We start from the raw sequence: 24673 nt of genomic DNA on the forward strand, positions 1-24673 counted from the left end.
GCGTACGGAGGGCGGTGTGGCCCAGGCCACGTACGAAACGGTTTCGTTTCGCTGAGGGCCGGGGTACCTTCGTAGGGAGCGCAGAGTACGAAACCGTTTCGTTCGCTCTGCTCGTCCCCGCAGACCGGAGGTCCGGACATGGCCCGCAGCAGACTCACTCCCGAACGGGAGTCCGAGCTGTACGCGGCCGTGCTCGACCTCCTCCGCGAGGTCGGCTACGACGCCCTCACCATGGACGCCGTCGCCGCCCGCACCCACTCCAGCAAGGCCACCCTCTACCGCCAGTGGGGGAGCAAGCCGGAGCTGGTCGCCACGGCCCTGCGCCACAACAAGCCGTCCGGTTTCGACGAGATCGACACCGGATCCCTGCGCGGCGACTTCCAGGCGCTCCTGGAGCTCGCCGACGACTGCCAGATGGAGAAGGACACCGCGCTGATGCGGGGTCTGGCCCATGCCGTCCACACCCACCCGGACCTGCACCAGGCGCTGCGCGAACTGCTCATCGAACCCGAGCTGAACGGTTTCGCCGAGTTCCTCCGCCGCGCGGTCCGCAGGGGCGAGGTCCCGCCGGACAACCCGGCCCTGGACTTCGTCCCGCACATGCTCATCGGAGCGCTCGTCGCCCGCCCGCTGATCGACGACCAGCCGGTCGACCACGCCTTCCTCACCCGCTACGTCGACGCCGTCGTGCTCCCCGCCCTCGGCGTCTGACCCGGCACCACCCGTAAGTCCCCGCTCCACCTGACTGCGCACCGCTCACGCCGTCGGGCCGGCTCCCCATGCCCTGTCCCGCCCCACAATGGGAGTACGCACCCGTGGCCACCTTCCTGTACAAGCTGGGCCGCACCGCCTTCCGGCGCCGGCGGCTCGTCGCCCTCCTCTGGGTGGCGCTGCTCGCGCTCGCCGGAGTCGGCGCCGCCACCGCGCCCGCCGCGACCTCCAGCTCCTTCTCCATACCCGGCACCGAGGCCCAGCGCGCCTTCGACCTGCTCGAAGAGCGGTTCCCCGGCGCGGGCGCCGACGGCGCCACCGCCCGGGTCGTCTTCAAGGCCCCCGACGGCGGCAGGATGACCGACGCGGCCCCCAAGGCCGTCGTCGAGGAGACCGTCGCCGCGCTCAAGTCCGGCTCGGACCAGATCGTCTCCGTCACCGACCCGTACACGGCCCAGGCCGTCTCCCGGGACGGCTCCACCGCCTACGTCTCCGTCGCCTACAAGGTGAACGCGATGGAGCTCACCGACGAGACCCGCGAGGCCCTCAAGCAGGCCGGGCTCGCCGCCCAGGGCAAGGGCCTGACCGTCGAGCTCGGCGGCGACGCCCTCCAGACCATGCCCGAGACCGGCACCGGCGAGATCGTCGGCGTCGTCATCGCCGGCATCGTCCTCGTCATCACCTTCGGCTCGCTCGTCGCGGCCGGACTGCCGCTGCTCACCGCCATCATCGGCGTCGGCATCGGCGTCTCCACGATCACCGCGCTCGCGAGCGTCCTGGACCTCGGCTCCACGACCTCCACGCTCGCGATGATGATCGGCCTCGCCGTCGGCATCGACTACGCCCTCTTCATCGTCTCCCGCTACCGCTCCGAGCTGGCCGACGGGCGCGACAAGGAGGAGGCCGCGGGCCGCGCCACCGGCACCGCCGGATCGGCCGTCGTCTTCGCCGGACTCACCGTCGTCATCGCCCTCGTCGGCCTCGCCGTCGTCAACATCCCGATGCTGACGAAGATGGGCTTCGCCGCCGCCGGCACCGTCGTGATCGCCGTCCTGATCGCCCTCACCCTCATCCCGGCGCTGCTCGGCTTCGCCGGCGACAAGGTCGTGGGCCGCAAGCAGCGCAAGGGCGGCGCCGACGCGGAGAAGGCCGCCAAGCCGAACGGCGGCACCCGCTGGGCCCGCTTCGTCATCCGCCGCCCGCTCTTCGTGCTCCTCGCCGGGGTCATCGGCCTCGGCGCCGTCGCGATCCCGGCCGCCTCCCTGGAGATGGGCCTGCCCGACGACGGCGTGAAGCCGGTCTCGGCGACCGAGCGCCGCGCCTACGACCTGCTCTCCGACGGCTTCGGCCCCGGCTTCAACGGCCCGCTGCTCGTCGTCGTCGACGGCGACCGGGCCACCGCCGACCGGACCGTCACCACCATCAAGGGCCTCGACGGCATCGCCGCCGTCACCCCGGCCACCCCCAACAAGGCGGGCGACGCCGCCATGATCACGGTCATCCCGAAGGACCGCCCGTCCTCCGGCGCCACCGAGACCCTCGTCCACGACATCCGCGACGCCACCGGCGACGAGGTCCTCGTCACCGGCGCCACCGCGATGAACATCGACTTCTCGCAGAAGATGAACGACGCCCTGGTGCCCTACCTGGCACTCGTCGTCGGCCTCGCCTTCCTCCTGCTGACCGTGGTCTTCCGCTCGATCCTCGTGCCGCTCAAGGCCGCCCTGGGCTTCCTGCTCTCGGTGGTCGCCGCCCTCGGAGCCGTCGTCGCGGTCTTCCAGTGGGGCTGGCTGGGCAGCCTGTTCGGCGTCGAGCAGACCGGCCCGATCATGTCGATGATGCCGATCTTCATGGTGGGCGTCGTGTTCGGCCTCGCGATGGACTACGAGGTCTTCCTCGTCACCCGCATGCGGGAGGCGTACGTCCACGGCGAGCGGCCCGGCGAGGCGATCGTGACCGGCTTCCGGCACAGCGCCCGGGTGGTCACCGCCGCCGCGGTGATCATGATCGCGGTCTTCTCCGGCTTCATCGGGATGACCGACCAGATGATCAAGATGATCGGCTTCGGCCTCGCCGTCGCCGTCCTCTTCGACGCCTTCGTGGTCCGCATGGCGATCGTCCCGGCCGTCCTCGCGCTCCTCGGCCACAAGGCCTGGTGGCTGCCGAAGTGGCTGGACCGGGCACTGCCCAACGTGGACGTGGAGGGCGAGGCACTGGCCGCCCACGACACCGACGGCGGGACCGACGGACCCCGGAGGACGGACCTCGTGAAGGCCTGACCGACCCGAGAACCCCGGGGCCGCCCCTGAGCGGGGGGTGCGCCCCGGACCGCGCCGGGACCTGTGGGGACGGGGAGCCGACGCGGCCGTACGCCGTCAGCGTGTCGTGAGCGACGACGCGCCGGCGGCGTACGTGTGCTCCAGGAACCGCGTGAGCGCGGTGCTGTCGAACTGGACGACGGCGACCTCGTCGCGGCCGTGGAACTCGACGACCGTCTGCACCCGCCCGCACGGCCACACCGCGATGTCCCCGCGGTGCGCGGGCTGCCGCAGCCCGTCCTCCAGGAGGGCGCGGGGAAAGGACCACTCGACGCCGCCGGGCAGCACGAAGCGGACGGTGGCGGGGGAGAAGCCGGGGTCGTAGCGCAGAGCGACCGGCACGGCCCGGGAGACCGGTCCGTCGTCGCTGATCAGGCGGCCTCGGGCGTGGTCCTCGACGGCGCGCATGGGGTGGCTCCTCAGGTCGTGGCCCAGTCTGTTTTATTCCTTGATGTCACATTCTTCCCCGGTCATCGGATGATCACTCGTGACGTGTCCGGCCTCACATCCCTCGTCTTGTCATCCGGGCGCTCTTGCAAGTCTTTTGCAGCTGCGCTCATCATTCGCTACGTGCATGTACCTGACGGATTCATCAACGCCCCCGTGTCGGCGGCCGCCGGCGTCGCCGCCGCGGCCGCCGTCGCCGTGAGCCTGCGCGGAGCGCGCAAGGAACTCGACGAGAAGGCGGCCCCGCTCGCGGGCCTCGTCGCGGCCTTCGTCTTCGCCGTCCAGATGCTCAACTTCCCCGTCGCGGCCGGAACCAGCGGCCACCTCCTCGGCGGGGCGCTCGCGGCGATCCTCGTCGGGCCGTGGACCGGCGTCCTGTGCATCGCCGTCGTCCTGCTCATGCAGGGCGTCCTCTTCGCCGACGGCGGCCTCACCGCGCTCGGCGTCAACATCACCGTCATGGGCGTGGTGACCGTCGTCACCGCCCACTTCCTCTTCCGCGGCCTGCGGCTCGTGCTGCCCCGCACCCGGGGCGGCGTGACCGCCGCGACCTTCGTCGCCGCGCTCGTCTCCGTACCGGCCTCGGCCGCCGCCTTCACCCTGATCTACGCGATCGGCGGCACCACCGACGTGCCGATCGCCAAGGTCCTCACCGCGATGCTCGGCGTCCACGTCCTCATCGGCATCGGCGAGGCCGTCATCACCGCCCTCACCGTCGGCGCCGTCCTCGCCGTCCGCCCCGACCTCGTCCACGGCGCCCGCGGCCTCACGGCACCGCTGAAGCTCCGCGTCGGCGGCGAGCTGGTCGACGCGGCCCCCGCCCCGGCCGAGCCCCCCGCCGCGCGGAGCCCGAGGAAGCTCTGGATCGGCGGGGTCGTCACCGCCCTCGTCCTCGCCGGCGTCGTCTCCTTCTACGCCTCCGCCAGCCCCGACGGCCTGGAGAAGGTCGCCGCCGACCAGGGCATCGACGCCAAGGCCGAGGAGTACGAGCACGCCACCGCCGACTCCCCGCTCGCCGACTACGGCGTCGCGGGCGTCGACTCCGCACGCCTCTCCGGCGGCCTCGCCGGCGTCATCGGCGTCGGCCTCACCCTCGCCGTCGGCACCGGCGCCTTCTGGGCCGCCCGCCGCCGCCGGGCCGCCGACACCGGCGCCCGGGTCTGAGGTGGGAGCGGGCCACGCGCACCAGCTGTACCGGCGGGGGGACTCGCCGGTCCACGGCCTGCCCGCGCACACCAAACTCGTCGCCGTCCTCGGCTTCGTCCTGGTCGTCGTCACGACGCCCCGCGAGGCCGTCTGGGCCTTCGCCTGCTACGCCGGCCTGCTCGCCGTGGTCGCCGCGGCCGCCCGCGTCCCGGCCGGCTTCCTGCTCCGCCGCCTCGCGATCGAGATCCCCTTCGTCACCTTCGCCGTCCTCATGCCCTTCGTGGTCCCCGGCGACCGGACCACCGTCCTCGGCGTCTCCCTGAGCGTCCCCGGCCTCTGGGGCGCCTGGAACATCCTCGCCAAGGGCACCCTCGGCGTCGCCGCCTCCGTGCTCCTCGCCGCCACCACCGAGCTGCGCTCCCTCGTCCTCGGCCTCCAGCGGCTCGGACTGCCGTCCCTGCTCGTCCAGATCGCCTCGTTCATGATCCGGTACGGGGACGTCGTCACCGACGAGATGCGCCGGATGTCCATCGCCCGCCGCTCCCGAGGCTTCGAGGCGTCCGGCGTACGCCACTGGGGAGTCCTGGCGAAGAGCGCCGGCGCCCTCTTCATCCGCTCCTACGAGCGCGGCGAACGCGTCCACCTCGCCATGGTCAGCCGCGGCTACACCGGCACCATGCCGGTCCTCGACGCCACCGCGACCACCCGGGCCCAGTGGGCGCGGGCCCTGGCGCTGCCGCTCGCCGCCCTCCCGATCCGCCTCCTCGCCCTCCTGGGATGACCACCGTGCCCGTGCCCCCCTCTCCCCCCTCCCTCGACGTGCGCGGCCTCGCCTACGCCTACCCCGACGGCCACCAGGCCCTCTTCGGCGTGGACCTCACCCTCGCGCGCGGCGAGCGGGTCGCCCTCCTCGGCCCCAACGGCGCCGGCAAGACCACCCTCGTCCTCCACCTCAACGGCATCCTCGCCGCCGGCGCGGGCAGCGTGACCGTCGCCGGGCTGCCCGTCGGCAAGAAGCACATGGCGGAGATCCGCCGGAAGGTCGGCATCGTCTTCCAGGACCCCGACGACCAGCTGTTCATGCCGACCGTCCGCGAGGACGTGGCCTTCGGCCCCGCCGCGGCCGGGCTGCGCGGCGCCGAGCTCGACGCGGTGGTGGAGCGGGCCCTGACCCGGGTCGGCATGGCCGCGTACGCGGACCGGCCCCCGCACCACCTCTCCTTCGGACAGCGGCGCCGGGTCGCCGTCGCGACCGTCCTCGCCACCGAGCCGGAGATCCTCGTCCTCGACGAGCCGTCCTCCAACCTCGACCCCGCCTCCCGCCGCGAACTCGCCGACGTGCTGCGCTCCCTGGACGTCACCGTCCTCATGGTCACCCACGACCTGCCGTACGCCCTGGAGCTCTGCCCGCGCTCGCTGATCCTCAGCGAGGGCGTGATCGCGGCGGACGGTCCGACCCGGGAGATCCTCGCCGACGACGCGCTCATGGCCCGCCACCGCCTCGAACTCCCCTTCGGTTTCGTTCCGGGGTCCGTGGCCTGAGACCATGGGACCCGTTCGTACGAAAGGATGAGTGGGTCAGGTGGACGTCCAGGGCACGGTGGCACCGGGCTGGGAACCGGTCAGGGACGCGTTCCTGCGCAACTTCGAGCAGCGCGGCGAGCAGGGCGCGGCGGTCGCCGTGCACCACGACGGCGCCCCGGTCGTCGACCTGTGGGCCGGCACGAAGGACGCCGACGGCACGGAACCCTGGGCGCGGGACACCGCCCAGATCGTCCGCTCCGCGACCAAGGGCGTCGCCGCCGCCGTCCCGCTCCTCCTCCACCAGCGCGGCCGCATCGACCTGGACGCCCCGGTGGCCACGTACTGGCCCGAGTTCAAGGCCGCCGGCAAGGACCGCGTGACGGTACGGCAGCTCCTCGCCCACCAGGCGGGCGTCCCCGTCCTCGACCGGCCCCTCACCCTCGCCGAGGCCACCGACCTGGAGGCGTCCACCGCCGCGGTCGCCGCCCAGGCCCCCGCCTGGGACCCCGGCACCGACCACGGCTACCACGCGCACACCTTCAGCTGGCTGCTCTCCGGCCTCGTCCACCGCGTCACCGGCCGCACCATCGGCCGCTGGGTCGCGGAGGAGCTCGCGGCCCCGCTCGGCCTGGACCTGTGGATAGGTCTCCCGGCCGCCGAGGAGCACCGCGTCGGCCGCCTGGCGCCGGTCGCCGCCCCGGAGGAGGCCGGCGCCCTCCGCCTGCGCCCCAAGCGCTCGGTCACCGAGGCCTGGGAGGACCCGGCCTCGCTCACCCGCCGCGCCTTCGAGGTCATCACCCCGAAGCCCGACGAGAACGACCCCGCCTACCGGGCCGCCGAACTCCCCGGCTCGGCCGGCGTCGCCACCGCCCGCGCCCTCTCCCGCTACTACGCCGCCACCCTCGGCCCCCTCGGCGACGGCACCCCCCGCCTCTTCGCCCCCGCCACCCTCGCCCTGGCCCGCACCGAGGAGTCGGCGGGCACGGACCGGGTCCTGCTGGTCGGCACCCGCTTCGGCCTCGGCCACATGCTCCACGGCCCGGCCTCCCCCCTCCTCGGCCCCACCTCCTTCGGCCACCCCGGCCGCGGCGGCTCCCTCGCCTTCGCCGACCCCGAGTCCGGCACCGCCTTCGCCTACGTCACCAACGGCATGCGCAGGACCGTCACCTCGGACCCGCGCGCCCAGGCCCTGGTGCGGGCGGTGCGGACCTCCCTCGACGGCCGGACGGGCTGAGCCCGCGGCTCAGCCGTCCGCGCCCCAGCGCCAGAGGAGCTCCCCGCCCTCGGGGACGGCGGCCCAGCGGGCGGCGGCGGCGTCCAGACGCGGCCCCGTCCTCGCCAGGGCCTCCGCGTCCAGGAGCGGCCGGCCGACACCCCGGCCCTCCGTGGGCAGCCCGCGCCACACCCGGTAGGCCCAGTTCACGCGGAGCTCGGCGGCCAGCACGGCGTCGCCGCCCCGGCGCAGCACCTTCATCCCCGACCGGCGGTGCCGGCCCGGGACGACGAGCTCGAAGCCCTCGAACGTGGCGCCGCGCGCCGTCGCCCCCCAGAAGCCGTCCTCGATGCCGAGGGCGGTCTCCACGACGGCGTGGACCAGGTCGTGCGGCACGGTCGGCCCGACGGGTGCGGCGGGCAGCCTGACGTCCGGGCCCTTGCGGGCGCGGACCAGGATCTCGTGCTGGTTGTCCGGCAGCTTCCGGAAGGAGATCTCCATCCGGGTGACGGTAGGGCCGCGACCGGCCGCCGCCCACCGATTTCCCGCCCGCACCCGCCTACTCCTCCGGCTCCTCGTCCCCTCCGGCCCCCTCCTCCCAGCGCAGGAGGTCGCCCGGCTGGCAGGAGAGGGCCGCGCACAGGGAGGCGAGGGTGGTGAAGCGCACGGCCTTGGCCCGGCCGTTCTTGAGGACCGCCAGGTTGGCGGGGGTGATCCCGACCCGCTCCGCGAGCTCGCCCACCGACATCTTCCGGCGGGCCAGCATCACGTCGATGTCGACGACGATCGGCATCAGATCACCTCGTCGAGCTCGGCGCGCAGCGCCGTCGCCTCGACGTCGCGGTCGACGGCCTGGGCCAGCAGCATCCGCAGCACCAGCACGATGAGCGCGACCCCCAGGACCGCCAGGGAGACCCCGCAGATCAGCAGGACGATCCCGGGGGCGACCGCCTCGCCCGGCGCCAGCAGGACCGCGAGGGAGAAGACCAGCAGCGCGGCGGCCACGAGCGCGCCGATCACGATGTGCACGTACCGGAAGGCGGCATGGGAGAAGACGGTCCCGCGCCGCACCATCGTCACCAGCCGCCACACGCACACGAGGGTGACCTGGACCGTGACGACGCCGAGGAAGAAGACCACCAGGAGCGGCGTCCGCAGGTGCACCAGGTCTCCCTCCGCCCCGTCGAGATCGGCGGCGAGCAGCGGGATCATCACCGCCTGCACGAACACCGACCCGGCCGCCAGTCCCACCAGCACGGCCCGCAGCGCCAGCACCGTCAGTCTTCCCATGACCCCTCCTCCAATCGACTTACGATGGGAATCTATCGAAAAACGATAGGGAGGGGTAGTCGGGGCCGGCGATCGGTGCTGAGATCGGAGCATGGATCTCACGAAGCGGTTCGAAGGGCGGACGGCGCTGATCACGGGCGCGGGCAGCGGCATCGGCGCGGCGACCGCCCGAAGGCTGGCGGCGGAGGGCGCGCGGGTCCTGGTCACCGACGTCGACGAGGAGTCGGCGCGGACGGTGGCGGCGGACCTCCCGAACGCGACGGCCCACCGCCTCGACATCACCGACCGGCGGTCGGTCGACGAGGTGATCGGCGGCCTCCCCGCCCTTCACGTCCTCGTCAACAACGCCTTCGTCCCCTTCGTCGACGACCCCGACGAGAACTGGCGCCGCCAGCTCGACGGCACCCTCCTCGGCGCCGTCCACTGCTCCCGCGCCGCCCTCCCCCACCTGGCCGCGACGGGCGGCGCCGTCGTCACCATCGGCTCGGTCAACGCGGAGGCCGACTTCGGCGACCACGCCTACAGCGCCGCGAAGGCCGCCCTCGGCTCCTTCACCCGCACCCTGGCCGGCGAAGCGGCCCCCCGCGGCGTCCGCGTCAACCAGATCAACCCCGGCACCGTCGCCACCCCCTCCTGGGCGGGCCGCGAACAGGCCCTCGCCGCCCTGGGCGCCCGCGCCTACCCCCTCGGCCGCGTCGGCACCCCCGACGACATCGCCGCCGCCGTCGCCTTCCTCGCCTCCCCCGACGCCGCCTGGATCACCGGCACCACCCTCCGCGTCGACGGCGGCCTGATGGCGGTCAACCGCCACTTCCGGGAGATCCTGGACGGCGGCTGACGCCGACTCGGGCGCGGGTCGGCGCCAGGCCGATCAGGCCCCGCCGCCGGAGACGAGGGTGAAGGAGAGCAGCTGGTCGCGGATGTGGTGGGCCGGCGCGTTCCACGTGGCGTGCTTGACCCCCGCGACCAGCACCGAACCCGCGACCGGCGGCGTCACGCCGTGCGCTCGCGCACGTCCACGACGGTCGCGCCCGCGTGGGCGATCAGTTCCTTCGGGGGCAGCGCGAAGACCGAGTGCGGGGTGCCGGCCGCCGCCCACACCAGGGCGTGGGCGAGCAGCGCCTCGTCGGCGAGCACGCGGGTCCGGGTGCGGTGCCCGAAGGGCGGTACGCCGCCGATCGCGTACCCGGTCGTCTCCCGCACCAGCCGGGCGTCCGCCCGGGTGACCTCTTCGGCGCCCAGCGCCTTCCGCACCCGCTCGACGTCCACCCGCGAGGCCCCGTCCATCAGGACGAGCACCGGCACCCCGTCGGCGGCGAAGATCAGCGACTTCACGATCTCGGAGACCGCGCAGCCGATGGCGTCGGCGGCCTGCTGCGCGGTCCGCGTCTCGTCGGGGAAGCGGCGGACCTCGACGTCGAGGCCCAACTCGGCGAGGGCGGCGGCGAACCGGGGATGGGCGGCGGAGGTGGCATCGGTCGTCATGCCCCGCACCGTAGCGGTACGTGTACGGGGCACGCGACCGGCTTTCCGCCTGACGGTCAGCCCGCCTTGAGCACGGCCGCCACGACCGGCCCGGCCGCGTCGCCGCCGTGCCCGCCGGCCTCGACGACGGCCGCGGCGGCGAGGTCGCCGGAGTAGCCGGTGAACCAGCTGTTGGAGGTGGACTGCGTCCCGACCTCCGCCGAACCGGTCTTCGCGCCCTTGGGCGAAGACACTCCCCGCATCGCCTCCCGGGCCGTGCCCTCCGGGGCTGTGGCCGCCGCGTTCATCATCTTCCGCAGCCCGCGGGCGACCTCGCCCGGAAGCCGCTCGGCGGTGGCGAACTTCTGACCGTCCTCCCCGTCCTCCGCTACGAGGTACGGCTGGCGGAAGCCGCCGTCCTTCACGGTCGCGGAGATCGACGCCATGTTGAGCGCGTTCATGGTGATGGCGCCCTGGCCGATGTACGAGGCGGCGGTCTCGGTGCCGCTGGACTCGGGCACGTTCCCGTCCTCCGTCTGCACGCCGACCGACCACACCTCGCCGATACCGAACCACTTGCGGGCGGTGTCGCCGAGCGCGGTGTTGTGGACGCCCTTGTCCTTCAGCGGGTTGATCGCCTTGATGAAGGCGGTGTTGCAGGACATGGCGAACGCGTTCGTCAGGTCGCCCTCGGTGGAGAAGTCCTTCAGGTTGTGGAACGGGTACCCGTCCCACGTCACGGTGGGCGGGCACTCCACCCGCGAGTCCGGCCCCGCCACCCCGTACCGCATCATCATCGCCGCCGTCACGATCTTCATCGTGGAGCCGGGGGCCTGCTTCCCCTGGAACGCCGTGTTGAAGCCGCTGGCCGGGTTGTTGGCGACCGCCCGTATCGCGCCCGACGACGGCTCGACCGCCGCCACCGCCGCGTTCGGGAACTCCTTGACCGCCTTCTCCGCCGCCGCCTGCACGCCCGCGTCGATCGTGGTGCGCAGCTCGCCGGGCTTCCCGGCGGACAGGACGAGGAGGGTGCTGCTCGGCGTGCCGTTCGCGCTCTCGATCCAGGTCTCGACGCCCGCCTCGCCGCCGGCCTTGCCGCCGTACCGCTGCCGCAGCGCGTCCAGGGCGGGCACGAGCGACGGGTACTTCTCCGGCGGCAGCGCGACGCCCTTGTGGTCGACGGCCTTCACCGGCGGGGTCTTCGCGGTGCCGGTGCGCAGCGTGGCGCCGGCGGCCAGCTTCGGGTGCAGCACGGTGGGCGTCCACTTCACCAGCGGGCGGCCGGTGGACTCGCCGCGGACGACGCTGAGCTTCGACTCGTACGTCCACGGCTTCGACACCCCGTCGTACGTGACGGTCGCCTTCACCGTGAACGGCACGACCGCCCCCGTCGGCGTCCCCGCCGTGATGGTCGTCTCCGAGACGCCGGCCCCCTCCCGGTACGCGGCGATCGCCGGGGCCGCCGTCACCGGGTCGTTCGTCAGCCCGCCCGCCCGCTCGGCCTCGCCGGCCGCCCACGCGGCGAGGAAGTCCCCCGCGGTGGCGGTCACCTCCTCCGCCGTCACCGGCCCGGTCTTCGGCGCCGACCGCGTACCGACGTCCTGCGAGCCGCCCGTGATCCCGTTCCAGAGGTTGTACCCCCCGTACGCCACCCCGCTCGCGACGACGACGAACACGCCCCCGACGATCCCGACCTTCGCTCCACTTCGCATGACTGGGTTCCCCTCCCCGTGTGGACCGTCGAGTCAAGCAGCCGCCACTGACACCTGTCGAGCGGGATCGAGCCACACCTGTCACGTCCATCGCAAACGGAATTCTCCCCTGCGAAGGATCTGTGAAGGTGTCCGGACCCTGGTCTCAGGCGTGGCGCCTTTCGTCCTTCTCCCTAGGATGCCGTCGAGCGTTGCTTCCGCATCGAAGGTTTCGAGGCGACCGCGCGGAGCGAGGACGGGCCCAAGAGGAGGAGTCACCATGGCGTGGGACGAATGGAACCAGCTCAAGGCTGAGGCCGCCGGAGCCTCCTCGACCCGGATGCAGTTGAACCGGGTGCCGGACGAGCCGGACGGCAAGTCGCTGTCCACCAATGGCCAGGGCGACCTCAAGGTCGTCAACGAGCACCTCGCCAAGATCGGCGATCACGCCTTCGGGCTCTACAACCGGCTGTGGCGCGAGGGCCGGGTGGCGGAGACCACCACCGACTCCGCCGCCTCCGACCTCTCGGGCCAGGGCTTCGAGCTGGGCGGCGCGCTCAGCCACGTCTCCATCAAGTGGGCGTCCGCGCTGGCGGACCTCATGGACGCCTGCGCGCACATCTCGAACCACATGGACTACACGAAGAACGCCCACGCCGGCGATGAGATCTTCATCGAGCGGCGCATGAGCGGCATCGCCACGCTCGACTCCGGCTTCGACGAGCGGGCCTCCGCGCCCGGCGAGCCGAACGACGTGTACGGCGAGAAGGACGACAAGGGTGAGAAGAAGGACGGCAAGTGATGGACTTCGACACCCTGCTGCACGCCAAGTTCGGCACGCTCGACGCGGCGCTGACCGACTGGAACACGCTCGTCACCAACCTGGAGAAGCTGGAGAAGGACGCGAGCGAGGGTTTGAAGGGCGCCGCAGCCAAGGCCGACTGGCAGGGCGTGAACTCCCAGGTCGGACGGAAGTTCATCGACAAGACCGCCGGCGAGTTCGGCGACGCGCACACCCAGGCCACCTCCGTCCGCAACATCCTCCGCGACACCCTCGGCGAGCTGAAGAAGTTCAAGGGAGACCTGGAGCAGGCCATCGAGTCGGCGCGGCAGCAGGAGGTGTCCGTCGTCCCCCAGGGGAAGAGCTTCATGGCCAAGGCCATGGACGGCGACGCCGGCAAGGACGTCCAGCAGAGCACCGTGGACGGCGTCCGGGACCGGATCGACGGCATCATCAAGAGCGCCGCCGAGAGCGACAGCTCCGCCGCCAAGGTCCTCCGCGCCCTCGTCGACCAGGCGGAGAAGGGCTTCGGCGACGCCGAGTACGGCGACCGGGACCAGGCCGCCACCGCCATGAAGACGGCGGAGGACCTCGCGGCGCTGGCGAAGAAGGACCCGGGCACGATGTCGGAGGCCGAGTTCGACCGGCTGCTCGCGGGCCTCACCAAGTACCACGGCGACGATCTCTTCGCCTCCACCTTCGCCCACGGGCTCGGCGCCCAGGGCACCCTCGACTTCTGGGCCCAGCTGAACGACCCGAACAGCCGCGACCACGCCGCTGACGGCAAGCGCCTCGACCAGTACAAGGACCTCCAGAAGCACCTGGGCCTGACGCTCGCCAACGCCACGCAGAGCGCGAGCCCGGACATGGCGCGCTGGAAGTTCGACATGCTCCAGGCCGTGGAGAAGCCGATGGGCCCCGGTAACGGCCTCTCCGGCTACGTCGTGATGAGCAACCTCATGCGCTGGGGCGACTACGAGGACGACTTCCTCGACAGCTACGGCCGCAACATGCTCGCCAAGGAACAGGAGGGGGTACGGGACGGCCGCCGCCCCGAGCAGATCTGGGGCTACAACGGCGGCGGCATCTGGCCCCACCTGAACACCACCGGCACCGACTTCGGCTTCGACCCGATGACCGGCTACATGAAGGCCCTCTCCAACAGCCCGGACGCCGCGACCGCGTTCTTCAACTCGGAGTTCATCGGCAAGGACACCGAGAACAACCCCTTCAAGCGTGACACCGACGGCGACGGCAACAAGGGCCACATCGGCCTGACCAACTTCCAGTACCTCTTCGAGGAGCGGGAGTGGATGCGGGAGGAGGACTCGGAGGGCGAGGACAGCATCTCCGGAAAGAACTACCTCGCCGCCGCCCTGGAAGCCGCCACGACGGGCCACCCGGCCGGCGAACTCCCCACCCCGGCGACCGCCGCCCACACCGAGGAACAGGCCAAGCTGTACGGCGACATCGTCAAGTCCGTCTCCGAGGTCCCCTCCCGCCTCACCGACAACGGCTTCATGTCGGACAGCCTGGGCCAGATCTCGGCGGAGTACATGGCGGACATCCACCGGGGCCTGCGCGCGGGCGACGCCGGAGAGGACAGGCTGTACCCGATCGCGGGAGCGGCCGCACCCCTCAACGAGCAGGACCTCACCCGCTTCCTGTACACCGTGGGACAGAACCCCGAGGGGTACGCGGCCGTCAGCGTCGGCCAGCACGCGTACACCGCCGGGATGCTGGAGTACCACTTCGCCCACCCCGACGCCTTCGTGGACGAGAAGGGGAACACCCCCGCGCAGAACCTGGAGAAGGCCACCGGAGCCATCGCGCACAACGCCGGCGAGATCCAGGGCATGCTGGGTGCCGGCCGCGCGTACGCCGCCGAACTGGACGCGGGCAACAAGGACGCCGAGTTCAACGACGCCATCACGAAGGCGGGCGAACTCGGCGAGTCCCTCGTCGGCATCGGTGTCGGCGCCGCCACGGCCTCGGCCGTCGGCCCGGGCGCGGTCATCGCCGGCGGCGCGGCGGAGACGGTCGCGGGCGAGATCATCGGAAGCCTCACCGAGGGGCTGATGAAGGACAGCTCGGGCGAGGTCATCTACCGCAACGGCGAGGAGATCAACGCGACCCGCGAATCGACCTTCGCCCTCGTGGAGAAGGCCGCCCAGGAGTCGGAGAAGAAGACCGGCGTGTCCTACCCGAGCGTGGTGTCCTCGATCGCGGGACAGACCGAAGCGGGCTTCACCTCCGCCCACACCAACATCCGTGACTACTGCGAGGGTGTGGGTGTCCCGAACGCGCTGGAGAAGGACAAGTGAGCATGACGTCGAGGAAGCGTGGCACCATCGCGCTCGCGGTGTGCCTGGTGTTGGTCGCCGCCTGGGTGGCGACCAGCTACGCCACCAATACCCCGCCTTTCAAGAAGCCGAAGGGGACGATCGAGGCGGCCGATCTCTGTCCCTCGTTCGGGGAGTCGCAGGAGGCGGCGGACATCCTGAACCGGCTGCTGCCGTACGCGGTCTCCTACCGGATCCCCCGCGAGCGGGGCACTCCCCGCGGCCCGAGCCCCACCGACGCGAACCACCTGTCGAGCTGCACCGTCAGCGGTGACGGCCGGCAGCTGCTTCTGGTGCGCACGGAGATGGGCGCCTGGGGCAGCGAGCGGAGTTGGCGGGAGGAGGTGCTCGGCAACACCGACGGGCGGCGGCCGGTGGCCTTCGACGCCGGGCGCTGGGCCTTCACGACGACACCGGAGATCCTGCGGGTCGGAGCGGTCTATTCCGCCTGTATCCCCTACGGGAACTCCGGGCTGAGCACCTTCGTCCAGCTCCGCGACCCCGCCCCCGCCGACCGCCTCGACGACCTCCGCCGCCTCGCCGAGATCGCGGCCGAGGCGGCCCACAAGGCGGCCCGCTGCACCCTCCCCGCCGACGCCCCGCGTCAGTAGGAGACGAAGGAGGGAGGGCCCGACCGCCGGTCGGACCCTCCCTCCTTCGTCTCCGTCGCTAGATCCAGGTGTCCAGCCACATCCGCGACCGCCACTCGTCCATCGGGATCGGCGTCGCCGTGTAGATCGGCCAGAAGTAGATGAAGTTCCAGACGATCAGGAGGACCAGGCAGCCCGCCACCACGGCGCCGATGGTGCGGCGTCTCTCCGTGGAGCCCTTCGGGCCGATGATGGCGCCGATCATCATGGCGACCGCCAGGCACAGGAAGGGGACGAGGAGCACGGCGTAGAAGTAGAAGATCGTGCGCTCCTGGTAGCGGAGCCACGGGAGCCAGCCGGCGGCGAAGGCGCAGAGGATCGCGCCGGCGCGCCAGTCGCGGCGGAACAGCCAGCGCCACAGGACGTACAGGAGGGCGGCGCAGCCGGCCCACCACAGGAGCGGGGTGCCGAGGGCGAGGATCTCCTGGGCGCACTTCTCCTTCGCGGAGGCCGGGCAGCCGCCGGTGCCGGGGGCGGGGGACTCGTAGAAGTAGGAGACCGGGCGGCCCGCGACCAGCCAGGACCAGGGGTTGGACTCGTACGTGTGGGGCGAGGTCAGCTCGACGTGGAACTTCCACACCGCGGACTCGTAGTGCCACAAGCTGCGCCACCACTGCGGCAGCCAGCTCCAGAAGCCGGGGTCCACCGCGTCCTGCTCGGCGGCCCAGTTCCTGAAGTACCCCTTGTCGGAGACGAGCCAGCCCGACCAGGTGGCCAGGTAGGCGGCGAACGCCACCGGCACCGTGGAGACGAACGCGGGCAGCACGTCCCTCTTCAGGACGGCCGCGTACGGGCGGACCGCGCCCGCCGTCCGCCGGGCGCCGACGTCCCACAGGACCGTCATCAGGCCGAACGCGGCCAGGAAGACCAGACCGTTCCACTTCGTCGCGCCCGCCAGGCCCAGCATCACACCGGCCGTGAGCCGCCACGGGCGCCAGCCCAGGCGGAGGGTCTCGGCGATCTCCGCGTCGGGGCGGAGGACCCCGTCCGCGTCCTCGGGGAGCGCGGCGGCGAGCCGTTTCCGCGCCCGGTCCCGGTCGACGACCAGGCAGCAGAAGGCCGCGAGGACGAAGAACATCAGCACCTGGTCGAGGAGCGCGGTGCGGCTCATCACGAAGTGCAGGCCGTCGACGGCGAGCAGCAGTCCGGCGAGGCAGCCGAGGAAGGTGGAGCGGAAGAGGCGGCGGCCGATCCGGCACACCATCAGGACGGAGAGCGTCCCGAGCAGCGCCACCATGAACCGCCAGCCGAACGGCTCGAAGCCGAAGAGCTGCTCGCCCACGCCGATGACCCACTTGCCCATCGGCGGGTGGACCACGTACCCCGGGTCGGTGGGGATCAGGACCGAGCCGGGATCCTTCAGGATCGTCTTGTCGATGTCCTTGGGCCACGCCCCCTCGTACCCCTGGTTGATCAGGGCCCACGAGTCCTTGGCGTAGTACGTCTCGTCGAATATCACCGCGTGCGGCTTGCCCAGGTTCCAGAACCGGAGCACGCCCGCGACGGCCGCGACGAGCAGCGGGCCGCCCCACGCGGAGAGCCGCCACAGCCGGTCGGCGGCCGCGGGGCCGAGCCCCAGGAGCGACGTCACCCGCGGCGAGGGCCGGGTGTACGGCGGGTCGAGCCGGTCCCGGGTGCCGATGGCGAGCGAACCGGCGGCGGGCGGGCGGTAGCCGAAGCGCCGCAGCCGCAGCTGCCACGACGAGGGCTCGGCCACGGTCGGCGCCACGGAGTGCTGGCCCTCCAGGGCCTCGGGTGCGGTACGGGTCACCGCGCCATCGTAGGGACTGCGCCTGTGCGCGTCGCCCGTCCCGGCGGTCGCGGCGCCGTCACGGGTGGGACTTCCGGGACGAGAGCGGCGTGACTCCTGGGAGGATGGACGCGTGACAGGAACGCTGGTACTCGCAGGGACCCCCATCGGTGACGTCGGCGACGCGCCGCCGCGGCTCGTCGCCGAGCTGGAAGGGGCGGACATCGTCGCGGCCGAGGACACCCGCCGGCTGCGCGGCCTGACCCGGGCGCTCGGCGTGCACACCACGGGGCGGGTGGTGTCGTACTTCGAGGGGAACGAGTCGGCGCGCACGCCCGAGCTGGTCGAGGCCCTGCGGGGCGGCGCGCGGGTGCTGCTCGTGACCGACGCGGGCATGCCGTCGGTCTCCGACCCCGGCTACCGCCTCGTCGCCGCCGCCGTCGAGGCGGACATCAAGGTGACCGCCGTGCCCGGCCCGTCCGCCGTGCTCACCGCCCTCGCCCTCTCCGGCCTCCCGGTCGACCGGTTCTGCTTCGAGGGCTTCCTGCCGAGGAAGGCCGGCGAGCGGCTCGGCCGGCTCAGGGAGGTCGCGGCGGAGCGGCGCACCCTCGTCTACTTCGAGGCCCCCCACCGGCTCGACGACACCCTCGACGCGATGGCCGAGGCCTTCGGCACCGACCGGCGCGCCGCCGTCTGCCGCGAGCTGACCAAGACGTACGAAGAGGTGAAACGCGGCCCGCTGGGCGAGCTGGCGGCCTGGGCGAGGGAAGGGGTGCGCGGCGAGATCACCGTCGTCGTCGAGGGCGCCCCGGAGACCGGACCCGAGGAACTGGACGCGGCCGAGCTGGTGCGCAGGGTGCGGGTGCGCGAGGAGGCGGGCGAGCGGCGCAAGGAGGCGATCGCGGCGGTCGCCGCGGAGGCGGGGCTGCCCAAGCGGGAGGTCTTCGACGCGGTCGTCGCGGCGAAGAACGCGTCCTGACGATTCCAGGAAAGGCCCTGGAAACGGTAAAGGGCTAATCTTTGAGGTAAAGCCGAATCCGGCGCCGGGAGACTTCCGAGGGCGCTTTGGCAAGGGAACGCCCAAAACCGTTCCACGTTTTCTTCCGCGCTGATGCGCCCCGGCCCGAAAAGGCGTCCACTGGACCAGTGGAGAGGAGCTGGCATGAGCGAGTCCACCGGCACCGGAACGCCCGTCGTCCATGAGGCCTACGCCTTCGCCTGCATGAGGTGCGGGTACGGCTGGGAGCAGTCCTACGAGATAGAGCACCACACGGACGCGCACGGTCAGGCGTTCGTCGTGTACAAGGCGGACGGGGAGCGGGTTCCCTCGCCGCTCTCGAACCCGACCTGCATGAACTGCGGCGGCCACGTCGTGCGGATCATGCGCGCCGGCCAGGTGTCGAGCGTGCTCGACCTGATCGCGTCGATGGAGCACCACGGGCGCGGGGGCGGCGCCAAGGAGACCCGGCCCGTCTCGCCGGCCGGGCCCGTGGGCCAGGAGCTGACCGAGGGCGACGAGACGCCACCGGTCCCGCACCACTGGCACCTCTCCGACCTGCTCCATCCCTTCCGCTCCCGCCGCTGAGAGCCACCGGCGCCGGGAGCCCCGGTGCTGAGAGCCCTCAGTGCCGACGGCCCTCGGTGCCGAGCCCTCGCTCCCGACGCCGAGAGACCCGGCACCGGTAGCCCCCGCCCCCGGCGCCGAAAGCCCCCCGCTTCCGGCGTCGGGACCGCGGAACCGCCGCGCGGACCCGCTCCCGGCCCTCGTACGATCGGGGCCATGAGTGCCAAGGACGCCCCGCCGCCGCTGCCCGAACCCCTCCTGGTGGAGGTCGCCGACTCGCACACCCACCTCGACATGCAGTCCGGCACCGTCGAGGAGGCGCTGACCAAGGCCGCGGCCGTCGGCGTCACGACGGTCGTGCAGGTCGGCTGCGACGTGAAGGGCTCCCAGTGGGCCGCGGAGACCGCGGAGCGGCACGCCAACGTGCACGCGGCCGTCGCCCTGCACCCGAACGAGGCCCCCCGGATCGTCCTGGGCGACCCCGACGGATGGTCGCGGCAGGGGGCGCGGGAGGCCGGCGGCGACGCGGCGCTCGACGACGCGCTCGCCGAGATCGACCGGCTCGCGGCCCTCCCGCACGTCCTCGGCGTCGGCGAGACCGGCCTCGACTTCTTCCGCACGGGCCCCGAGGGCATGGCCGCGCAGGAGCGTTCCTTCCGCGCCCACATCGAGATCGCCAAGCGGCACGGCAAGACCCTCGTCATCCACGACCGCGAGGCCCACGCCGACGTGCTGCGCGTCCTCGACGAGGAGGGCGCCCCCGAGCGGACCGTCTTCCACTGCTACTCCGGCGACGCCGCGATGGCCGAGATCTGCGCGGCCAAGGGCTACTACATGTCCTTCGCCGGCAACATGACCTTCAAGAACGCCCAGCCGCTGCGCGACGCCCTCGCCGTCGCCCCGCTGGACCTCGTCCTCGTCGAGACCGACGCCCCCTTCCTCACCCCGGCGCCCTTCCGGGGCCGCCCCAACGCCCCGTACCTGATCCCGGTCACCGTCCGGGCGATGGCCGCGGTCCGCGGGATCGACGAGAACGCGATGGCGGAGGCGCTCGCCGTGAACACCGCCCGCGCCTTCGACTACTGACGACCACCGCAGGCCTCCGGGCCGCCGGGGACGAGCTCCGGTGCGTCACCCCGCATAACGGTTACGTGTCGTAGTCGGGTCGCTTTGGAGAGTGACGGCCGCCGGGGCTAGGGTCCCGGGCTCGTGAGCACTTCCCAGGGCAGTCACCGCGCCGGACGGCGGGGCGCGACGGCCACGCTGCCCCTCCACGAGCAGCCCACCCAGGCCGCCCCCCTCGTCGTGCAACCCTTCGTGGGACCCGCGGTGGAACCCCTTCCCGGCACCGCCCCCGCTTCCGTCCCCGCTCCGGTCCCCGCTCCCGTCCCCGCGCCGGGCAGGGCCGCCCGGCGCGGGGCCCGGCGCCGCAAGGCCGCCCGCCCGGCCGGCGACGGACTGCGCAGGCTGCTGCCGCAGGCCCTCGTCGTCGCCTTCCTGGCCGGCGGCACCAGCGCCTTCGTCGCCGACGACAAGGCGATCCGGCTCTCCGTCGACGGCGTCCCCCGCACCCTGCACACCTTCTCCGACGACGTGCGGGAGCTCCTCGCCGACGAGGGCCTGGAGATCGGCGAGCACGACCTCGTCGCCCCCGCCCCCGGCGAGCCGCTGGCCAGCGGCGACGAGGTCGTCCTGCGGTACGGCCGGCCGGTCTCCCTCACCCTCGACGGGTACCGCCGCCAGGTGTGGACCACCGCCGACACCGTCGAGGGCGCCCTGCGCCAGCTCGGCGTCCGGGCCGAGGGCGCCTATCTGTCGGTCTCCCGCTCCGCCGCGATCTCCCGCACCGGACTCGCGCTCGATGTCCGCACCGAACGCGCCGTCACCTTCCTCGCCGACGGACGCGAGCGGACCGTCCGCACCAACGCGGCCACCGTCGCCGAGGCCCTCGACGAGGCCGGCATCACCCTCGGCGGCGAGGACACCACCTCCGTCCCCCGGGACGCCTTCCCCCGCGACGGGCAGACCGTCACCGTGCTGCGGATCACCGGCGCCACCCAGACCCGCGAGGAGGCCGTCCCGTACGCCGTCGAGCGCGTCCGCGACCCGGAACTCTTCGCCGGCACCGAGGTCGTCGAACGCCAGGGGGTGCCGGGCCTGCGCCGGATCACGTACCACCTGCGCTCCGTCAACGGCGTGCAGCAGCGGCCCCGCCGCACCGGCGAGGAACTCGTCCGCGCACCCGTCTCCCGCAAGGTCCGCGTCGGCACCCGCGCCCTCCCCACCTCCGTGGCCGGCGCCGACGGCCTGAACTGGGGCGCCCTCGCGGCCTGCGAGTCCGGCGGCCGGCCGAACGCGGTCGACCCCTCGGGGACGTACGGGGGGCTCTACCAGTTCGACCCCGGTACGTGGCGCTCCCTCGGCGGCACCGGCGTCGCCCAGAACGCCCCCGCGGCCGAACAGACCTTCCGGGCCAAGAAGCTGTACGTCCAGCGCGGCGCCGGCCCCTGGCCGCACTGCGGGCGCAGGCTTTTCGGGTGACCGTGCCGCGCCGCACAGGGCCTACGCTGTACCGGTGAGCACCACCACCGGCCCCGACGGCCCCGACGCCCTCCTCGGCCCCGCCGACATCCGTGAGCTGGCCGCCGCCCTCGGCGTGCGCCCCACGAAGCAGAAGGGCCAGAACTTCGTCATCGACGCCAACACCGTCCGGCGCATCGTCCGCACCGCGGGCGTGCGCCCCGACGACGTGGTCGTCGAGGTGGGGCCCGGACTCGGCTCCCTCACCCTGGCCCTCCTGGAGGCCGCCGACCGGGTCACCGCCGTCGAGATCGACGACGTCCTCGCCGCCGCGCTGCCGGCCACGATCGCCGCGCGCATGCCGGAGCGGAAGGACCGCTTCGCGCTGGTCCACTCCGACGCCATGCTCGTCCGCGAGCTGCCGGGACCGGCGCCGACCGCGCTCGTCGCCAACCTCCCGTACAACGTGGCCGTGCCCGTCCTGCTCCACATGCTCGACCGCTTCCCGACCATCGAGCGGACCCTCGTCATGGTCCAGGCCGAGGTCGCCGACCGGCTCGCCGCCGGCCCCGGCAGCAAGGTGTACGGGGTCCCCTCCGTCAAGGCGAACTGGTACGCCGAGGTCAAGCGCGCCGGCGCCATCGGCCGCAACGTCTTCTGGCCCGCGCCGAACGTCGACTCCGGTCTCGTCTCCCTGGTCCGCCGCACGGAGCCGGTCGCGACCACCGCGACCAAGGAAGAGGTCTTCGCGGTCGTCGACGGGGCCTTCGCGCAGCGCCGCAAGACGCTGCGGGCCGCGCTCGCCGGCTGGGCGGGCTCGCCCGCCGCGGCCGAGGAGGCGCTGGTGAAGGCCGGCATCTCGCCGCAGGCGCGCGGCGAGGCGCTGACCGTGGAGGAGTTCGCCCGGATCGCGGAGAACAAGCCCGGACCCACGTCGGAGAACGAGCCGGGAGACGAGCCGGAGGCACGGGCGTGACCGGCACGGCGGGCGTGACCGTACGGGTCCCCGGCAAGGTCAACGCGCAGCTCGCGGTGGGCGCCGCCCGCCCCGACGGCTTCCACGACCTCGCCACCGTCTTCCTCGCCGTGTCGCTGTACGACGAGGTCACGGCCACCCCCGCCGACCGGCTGACGGTCACCTGCGAGGGCCCCGACGCGGACAAGGTCCCGCTGGACGCCACCAACCTCGCGGCCCGCGCCGCCACGCTCCTCGCCGCCCGGCACGGCCTCTCCCCGGACGTCCACCTCCACATCGCCAAGGCGATCCCGGTGGCCGGCGGCATGGCCGGCGGCAGCGCGGACGGCGCCGGCGCCCTCCTCGCCTGCGACGCGCTGTGGGGCCTCGACACCCCGCGTGACGTGCTCCTCGACCTCTGCGCCGAACTCGGCTCCGACGTGCCCTTCAGCCTCGTCGGCGGCGCGGCGCTCGGCGTCGGCCGCGGCGAGCGGCTGACCGAGCTGCCGGTCGCCGGGCCCTTCCACTGGGTCTTCGCGGTCGCCGACGGCGGCCTGTCGACGCCGACGGTGTTCGGCGAGTTCGACCGCCTCACGGAGGGCGTCGACGTCCCGGCCCCGGCCGCCTCCCCGGCGCTCCTCGACGCCCTGCGCACCGGCGACACGGCCGCGCTGGCCGGAGCACTCGCCAACGACCTCCAGGCCCCCGCCCTCTCGCTGCGCCCCTCGCTCGCCGCGACCCTGGCGGCAGGCACCGAGGCGGGCGCCCTCGCGGCCCTGGTCTCCGGCTCCGGCCCGACGACGGCCTTCCTGGTGAAGGACGCGGAGTCGGCGGACCAGGTGGCGCGGGCCCTCCGCGCCTCCGGCACCTGCCGCGCCACCCACACCGCCACCTCCCCGGCCGCGGGAGCGACGCTCCTCTAGGTCGCGCCGCCCGGTCCGCGCCCCGGCCCCGTACTCAGCGGCCGGATGAGTATCCGCGCCCTGTCGGCCCGGAGGCAGGGCGCGGGACGCTGCCCGCATGAGAATCAGCGCGCGGGAGCTCGCCGAGGGCACGCCGGCGAGCCGGGACCGGTACGTGGACCTGCTCAGGGTCGTCTCGCTCGGAGTCGTCGTCCTCGGCCACTGGCTGATGGCGGCCGTGACCCAGGACGGCGTCGGCAACCTGCTGGCGGTCGTGCCGGAGCTCCAGGCGGCGACCTGGGCGCTCCAGGTGATGCCGGTGTTCTTCTTCGTGGGCGGCTTCGCGCACGCCCTCGCCCACCGCTCCCGCCCCCGGTACGCGGACTTCCTGCGGGCCCGGCTCCGCCGGCTGCTGCGGCCGACCATGGTGTTCGTCGCCGTCTGGGGCGCGGCGGCGCTCGTCCTCCAGGCGGCGGGGGCCGACGGGGGTCTGACCGGCGTCGCGCTGCGCCTGGTGACGCAGCCGCTGTGGTTCATCGGCATCTACCTGGCGATGGTCGCCTTCACGCCGCCGCTGCTGCGGGCGCACGAGAGGTACGGCTGGGGCGCCTTCGCGGGGCTCGCGGCCGCCGCCGTCCTCGTCGACGTGCTGCGCTTCGCCGCCGGCGTCCCGTACGTCGAGTTCCTGAACTTCGCGTTCGTCTGGCTGGCCGTGCACCAGCTCGGCTTCCTGCGCGCCGACGGGGCGATCCGCCGCCCGGCGCTCCTCGCGGCGGCGGGGCTGGCGGGCGCGGGCCTGCTCGTGGCCCTCGGCCCGTATCCGCTGTCCATGGTGGGGATGCCCGGCGAGAAGGTGTCGAACATGGCACCGCCGACGCTGGCCCTGCTCTGCCACGGCCTGTGGCTGATCGGCGCGGTGGAGCTGCTGCGCGGCCCGGGGGAGCGGTTCGCGGCCGGGGCCCGGGTCTGGCGGGCGGTGGTCGCGGCGAACGGCATCGCGATGACGGCCTTCCTGTGGCACCTGACGGCGATGCTCGGCGTGTACGGCGGGATGCTCGCGCTCGGCGTGCGGCTCCCGGCGCCGGCGACCGCCGCCTGGTGGGCGCAGCTGCCGCCCCGGATCCTCGCGGCGGCCCTGCTGACCGGCCTCCTCGTCGCGGTCTTCCGCCGCTTCGAGGCCCCCGCCCCCGTCCCCCGCACCGGTGGTTCCGGCCCGCTCGCCGCACTCGGCATCGCCCTCGCCCTCCTCGGCGTCCTGGGCCTGTCGATGACGGGCTTCGGCGGCCTCCTGGAAGGCCACACCGCCACCCTGATCGCCGTCAGGGTGACCGCCCCGGCGGCGGTCGCGATGGCGCTGGTGGGCTGGCTCCTCGTCGACCGGCCGGGCCGCTTCCGGTCCTGAGCC

Annotated in this window: 24 protein-coding genes and 1 pseudogene; 17 read left to right on the plus strand and 8 right to left on the minus strand. The window is 73.2% G+C overall.

Annotation, left to right across the window (positions count from 1 at the left end; translation table 11 throughout):
* The first annotated feature begins 138 nt into the window (after nucleotides 1-138).
* Both ACFZCF_RS28015 and ACFZCF_RS28020 read left to right on the plus strand, forming a co-directional pair.
* Nucleotides 139-711, plus strand: coding sequence for a TetR/AcrR family transcriptional regulator (locus tag ACFZCF_RS28015; RefSeq protein ID WP_388449236.1), 573 nt, complete (start codon nucleotides 139-141; stop codon nucleotides 709-711).
* Nucleotides 712-815: 104 nt separating this feature from the next.
* The gene (locus ACFZCF_RS28020) at nucleotides 816-2990 is read left to right on the plus strand and encodes an MMPL family transporter (RefSeq protein WP_391289661.1); all 2175 of its coding nucleotides are present in this window, start codon (nucleotides 816-818) and stop codon (nucleotides 2988-2990) included.
* A 96-nt stretch (nucleotides 2991-3086) separates the two neighbouring features.
* Here the strand turns inward: ACFZCF_RS28020 and ACFZCF_RS28025 are convergent, their stop codons facing one another.
* Complete coding sequence (locus tag ACFZCF_RS28025; RefSeq protein ID WP_388449234.1) at nucleotides 3087-3437, minus strand: SsgA family sporulation/cell division regulator; 351 nt, start codon at nucleotides 3435-3437, stop codon at nucleotides 3087-3089.
* A gap of 162 nt (nucleotides 3438-3599) precedes the next feature.
* On the opposite strand from ACFZCF_RS28025, the gene ACFZCF_RS28030 reads away from it, so the two are divergent.
* The 4 genes from ACFZCF_RS28030 to ACFZCF_RS28045 are packed head-to-tail and all read left to right on the plus strand — an operon-like array spanning nucleotide 3600 to nucleotide 7380.
* Nucleotides 3600-4640 (plus strand): energy-coupling factor ABC transporter permease, encoded by a 1041-nt coding sequence (locus ACFZCF_RS28030; RefSeq protein WP_391289663.1) that lies wholly within the window; start codon nucleotides 3600-3602, stop codon nucleotides 4638-4640.
* Between the two features lies 1 nt (nucleotide 4641).
* Nucleotides 4642-5403, plus strand: a complete 762-nt coding sequence (gene cbiQ / locus ACFZCF_RS28035) for a cobalt ECF transporter T component CbiQ (RefSeq protein ID WP_391289664.1) — start codon at nucleotides 4642-4644, stop codon at nucleotides 5401-5403.
* Entirely contained in the window at nucleotides 5400-6164 is a 765-nt protein-coding gene (locus ACFZCF_RS28040) for an energy-coupling factor ABC transporter ATP-binding protein (protein ID WP_388449231.1), read from the plus strand. Before cbiQ ends, ACFZCF_RS28040 begins: the two co-directional genes overlap by 4 nt.
* A 40-nt stretch (nucleotides 6165-6204) precedes the next feature.
* Complete coding sequence (locus tag ACFZCF_RS28045; protein ID WP_391289788.1) at nucleotides 6205-7380, plus strand: serine hydrolase; 1176 nt, start codon at nucleotides 6205-6207, stop codon at nucleotides 7378-7380.
* 9 nt (nucleotides 7381-7389) lie between these two features.
* On the opposite strand, the gene ACFZCF_RS28050 is transcribed toward ACFZCF_RS28045, so the two are convergent.
* Genes ACFZCF_RS28050 through ACFZCF_RS28060 form a run of 3 tightly spaced genes read right to left on the minus strand, consistent with a single transcriptional unit; the run spans nucleotide 7390 to nucleotide 8649 of the window.
* Nucleotides 7390-7860: a hypothetical protein gene (locus ACFZCF_RS28050; protein WP_391289667.1), complete on the minus strand. Its 471-nt coding sequence runs from the start codon at nucleotides 7858-7860 to the stop codon at nucleotides 7390-7392.
* 58 nt (nucleotides 7861-7918) lie between these two features.
* Complete coding sequence (locus ACFZCF_RS28055) at nucleotides 7919-8152, minus strand: helix-turn-helix domain-containing protein (RefSeq protein WP_391289669.1); 234 nt, start codon at nucleotides 8150-8152, stop codon at nucleotides 7919-7921.
* On the minus strand, nucleotides 8152-8649 hold the full coding sequence (locus tag ACFZCF_RS28060; protein WP_388449228.1) for a DUF2975 domain-containing protein: 498 nt from the start codon (nucleotides 8647-8649) through the stop codon (nucleotides 8152-8154). Before ACFZCF_RS28060 ends, ACFZCF_RS28055 begins: the two co-directional genes overlap by 1 nt.
* Nucleotides 8650-8740: 91 nt before the next feature.
* On the opposite strand from ACFZCF_RS28060, the gene ACFZCF_RS28065 reads away from it, so the two are divergent.
* Nucleotides 8741-9487, plus strand: coding sequence for an SDR family NAD(P)-dependent oxidoreductase (locus tag ACFZCF_RS28065; RefSeq protein ID WP_388449227.1), 747 nt, complete (start codon nucleotides 8741-8743; stop codon nucleotides 9485-9487).
* 39 nt (nucleotides 9488-9526) lie between these two features.
* Here the strand turns inward: ACFZCF_RS28065 and ACFZCF_RS28070 are convergent.
* The 3 genes and pseudogenes from ACFZCF_RS28070 to ACFZCF_RS28080 all read right to left on the minus strand — a co-directional run.
* A pseudogene (locus tag ACFZCF_RS28070) lies at nucleotides 9527-9646 on the minus strand (EamA family transporter); the annotation flags it as partial.
* Nucleotides 9643-10134, minus strand: a complete 492-nt coding sequence (locus ACFZCF_RS28075) for a YbaK/EbsC family protein (protein ID WP_391289671.1) — start codon at nucleotides 10132-10134, stop codon at nucleotides 9643-9645. The gene ACFZCF_RS28075 and the pseudogene ACFZCF_RS28070, both read right to left, overlap by 4 nt.
* Nucleotides 10135-10190: 56 nt before the next feature.
* Entirely contained in the window at nucleotides 10191-11825 is a 1635-nt protein-coding gene (locus ACFZCF_RS28080; RefSeq protein ID WP_391289672.1) for a penicillin-binding transpeptidase domain-containing protein, read from the minus strand.
* 259 nt (nucleotides 11826-12084) lie between these two features.
* Between ACFZCF_RS28080 and ACFZCF_RS28085 the strand changes: the two genes are divergently transcribed.
* Genes ACFZCF_RS28085 through ACFZCF_RS28095 form a run of 3 tightly spaced genes read left to right on the plus strand, consistent with a single transcriptional unit; the run spans nucleotide 12085 to nucleotide 15538 of the window.
* On the plus strand, nucleotides 12085-12606 hold the full coding sequence (locus tag ACFZCF_RS28085) for a hypothetical protein (RefSeq protein WP_391289674.1): 522 nt from the start codon (nucleotides 12085-12087) through the stop codon (nucleotides 12604-12606).
* Nucleotides 12606-14909, plus strand: coding sequence for a hypothetical protein (locus tag ACFZCF_RS28090; protein WP_391289676.1), 2304 nt, complete (start codon nucleotides 12606-12608; stop codon nucleotides 14907-14909). Before ACFZCF_RS28085 ends, ACFZCF_RS28090 begins: the two co-directional genes overlap by 1 nt.
* Before the next feature lie 2 nt (nucleotides 14910-14911).
* Entirely contained in the window at nucleotides 14912-15538 is a 627-nt protein-coding gene (locus ACFZCF_RS28095; RefSeq protein ID WP_388449219.1) for a hypothetical protein, read from the plus strand.
* A 58-nt stretch (nucleotides 15539-15596) separates the two neighbouring features.
* On the opposite strand, the gene ACFZCF_RS28100 is transcribed toward ACFZCF_RS28095, so the two are convergent.
* Nucleotides 15597-17348, minus strand: coding sequence for a phospholipid carrier-dependent glycosyltransferase (locus tag ACFZCF_RS28100; protein WP_391289677.1), 1752 nt, complete (start codon nucleotides 17346-17348; stop codon nucleotides 15597-15599).
* A gap of 112 nt (nucleotides 17349-17460) precedes the next feature.
* Here ACFZCF_RS28100 and rsmI point away from each other — a divergent pair, with 112 nt between their 5' ends.
* The 7 genes from rsmI to ACFZCF_RS28135 all read left to right on the plus strand — a co-directional run bounded on the left by rsmI (nucleotide 17461) and on the right by ACFZCF_RS28135 (nucleotide 24670).
* Nucleotides 17461-18306, plus strand: a complete 846-nt coding sequence (rsmI, locus tag ACFZCF_RS28105; RefSeq protein ID WP_388449217.1) for a 16S rRNA (cytidine(1402)-2'-O)-methyltransferase — start codon at nucleotides 17461-17463, stop codon at nucleotides 18304-18306.
* Nucleotides 18307-18489: 183 nt separating this feature from the next.
* Nucleotides 18490-18912, plus strand: a complete 423-nt coding sequence (locus ACFZCF_RS28110) for a hypothetical protein (protein WP_388449216.1) — start codon at nucleotides 18490-18492, stop codon at nucleotides 18910-18912.
* A 195-nt stretch (nucleotides 18913-19107) separates the two neighbouring features.
* Nucleotides 19108-19977, plus strand: a complete 870-nt coding sequence (locus ACFZCF_RS28115; protein WP_359528607.1) for a TatD family hydrolase — start codon at nucleotides 19108-19110, stop codon at nucleotides 19975-19977.
* A 123-nt stretch (nucleotides 19978-20100) separates the two neighbouring features.
* The gene (locus ACFZCF_RS28120; protein WP_391289679.1) at nucleotides 20101-21432 is read left to right on the plus strand and encodes a ubiquitin-like domain-containing protein; all 1332 of its coding nucleotides are present in this window, start codon (nucleotides 20101-20103) and stop codon (nucleotides 21430-21432) included.
* A gap of 34 nt (nucleotides 21433-21466) precedes the next feature.
* Complete coding sequence (rsmA, locus tag ACFZCF_RS28125) at nucleotides 21467-22387, plus strand: 16S rRNA (adenine(1518)-N(6)/adenine(1519)-N(6))-dimethyltransferase RsmA (protein WP_388449213.1); 921 nt, start codon at nucleotides 21467-21469, stop codon at nucleotides 22385-22387.
* Entirely contained in the window at nucleotides 22384-23289 is a 906-nt protein-coding gene (locus ACFZCF_RS28130; RefSeq protein ID WP_391289681.1) for a 4-(cytidine 5'-diphospho)-2-C-methyl-D-erythritol kinase, read from the plus strand. Before rsmA ends, ACFZCF_RS28130 begins: the two co-directional genes overlap by 4 nt.
* Nucleotides 23290-23386: 97 nt before the next feature.
* A complete protein-coding gene (locus ACFZCF_RS28135; RefSeq protein ID WP_391289684.1) occupies nucleotides 23387-24670 on the plus strand; it encodes an acyltransferase family protein in 1284 nt (427 codons plus the stop codon).
* Nucleotides 24671-24673: the final 3 nt, after the last annotated feature.

Origin of the sequence: Streptomyces sp. NPDC007945 (assembly GCF_042958885.1) — a bacterium.
In the GTDB taxonomy this organism is placed as follows: domain Bacteria; phylum Actinomycetota; class Actinomycetes; order Streptomycetales; family Streptomycetaceae; genus Streptomyces.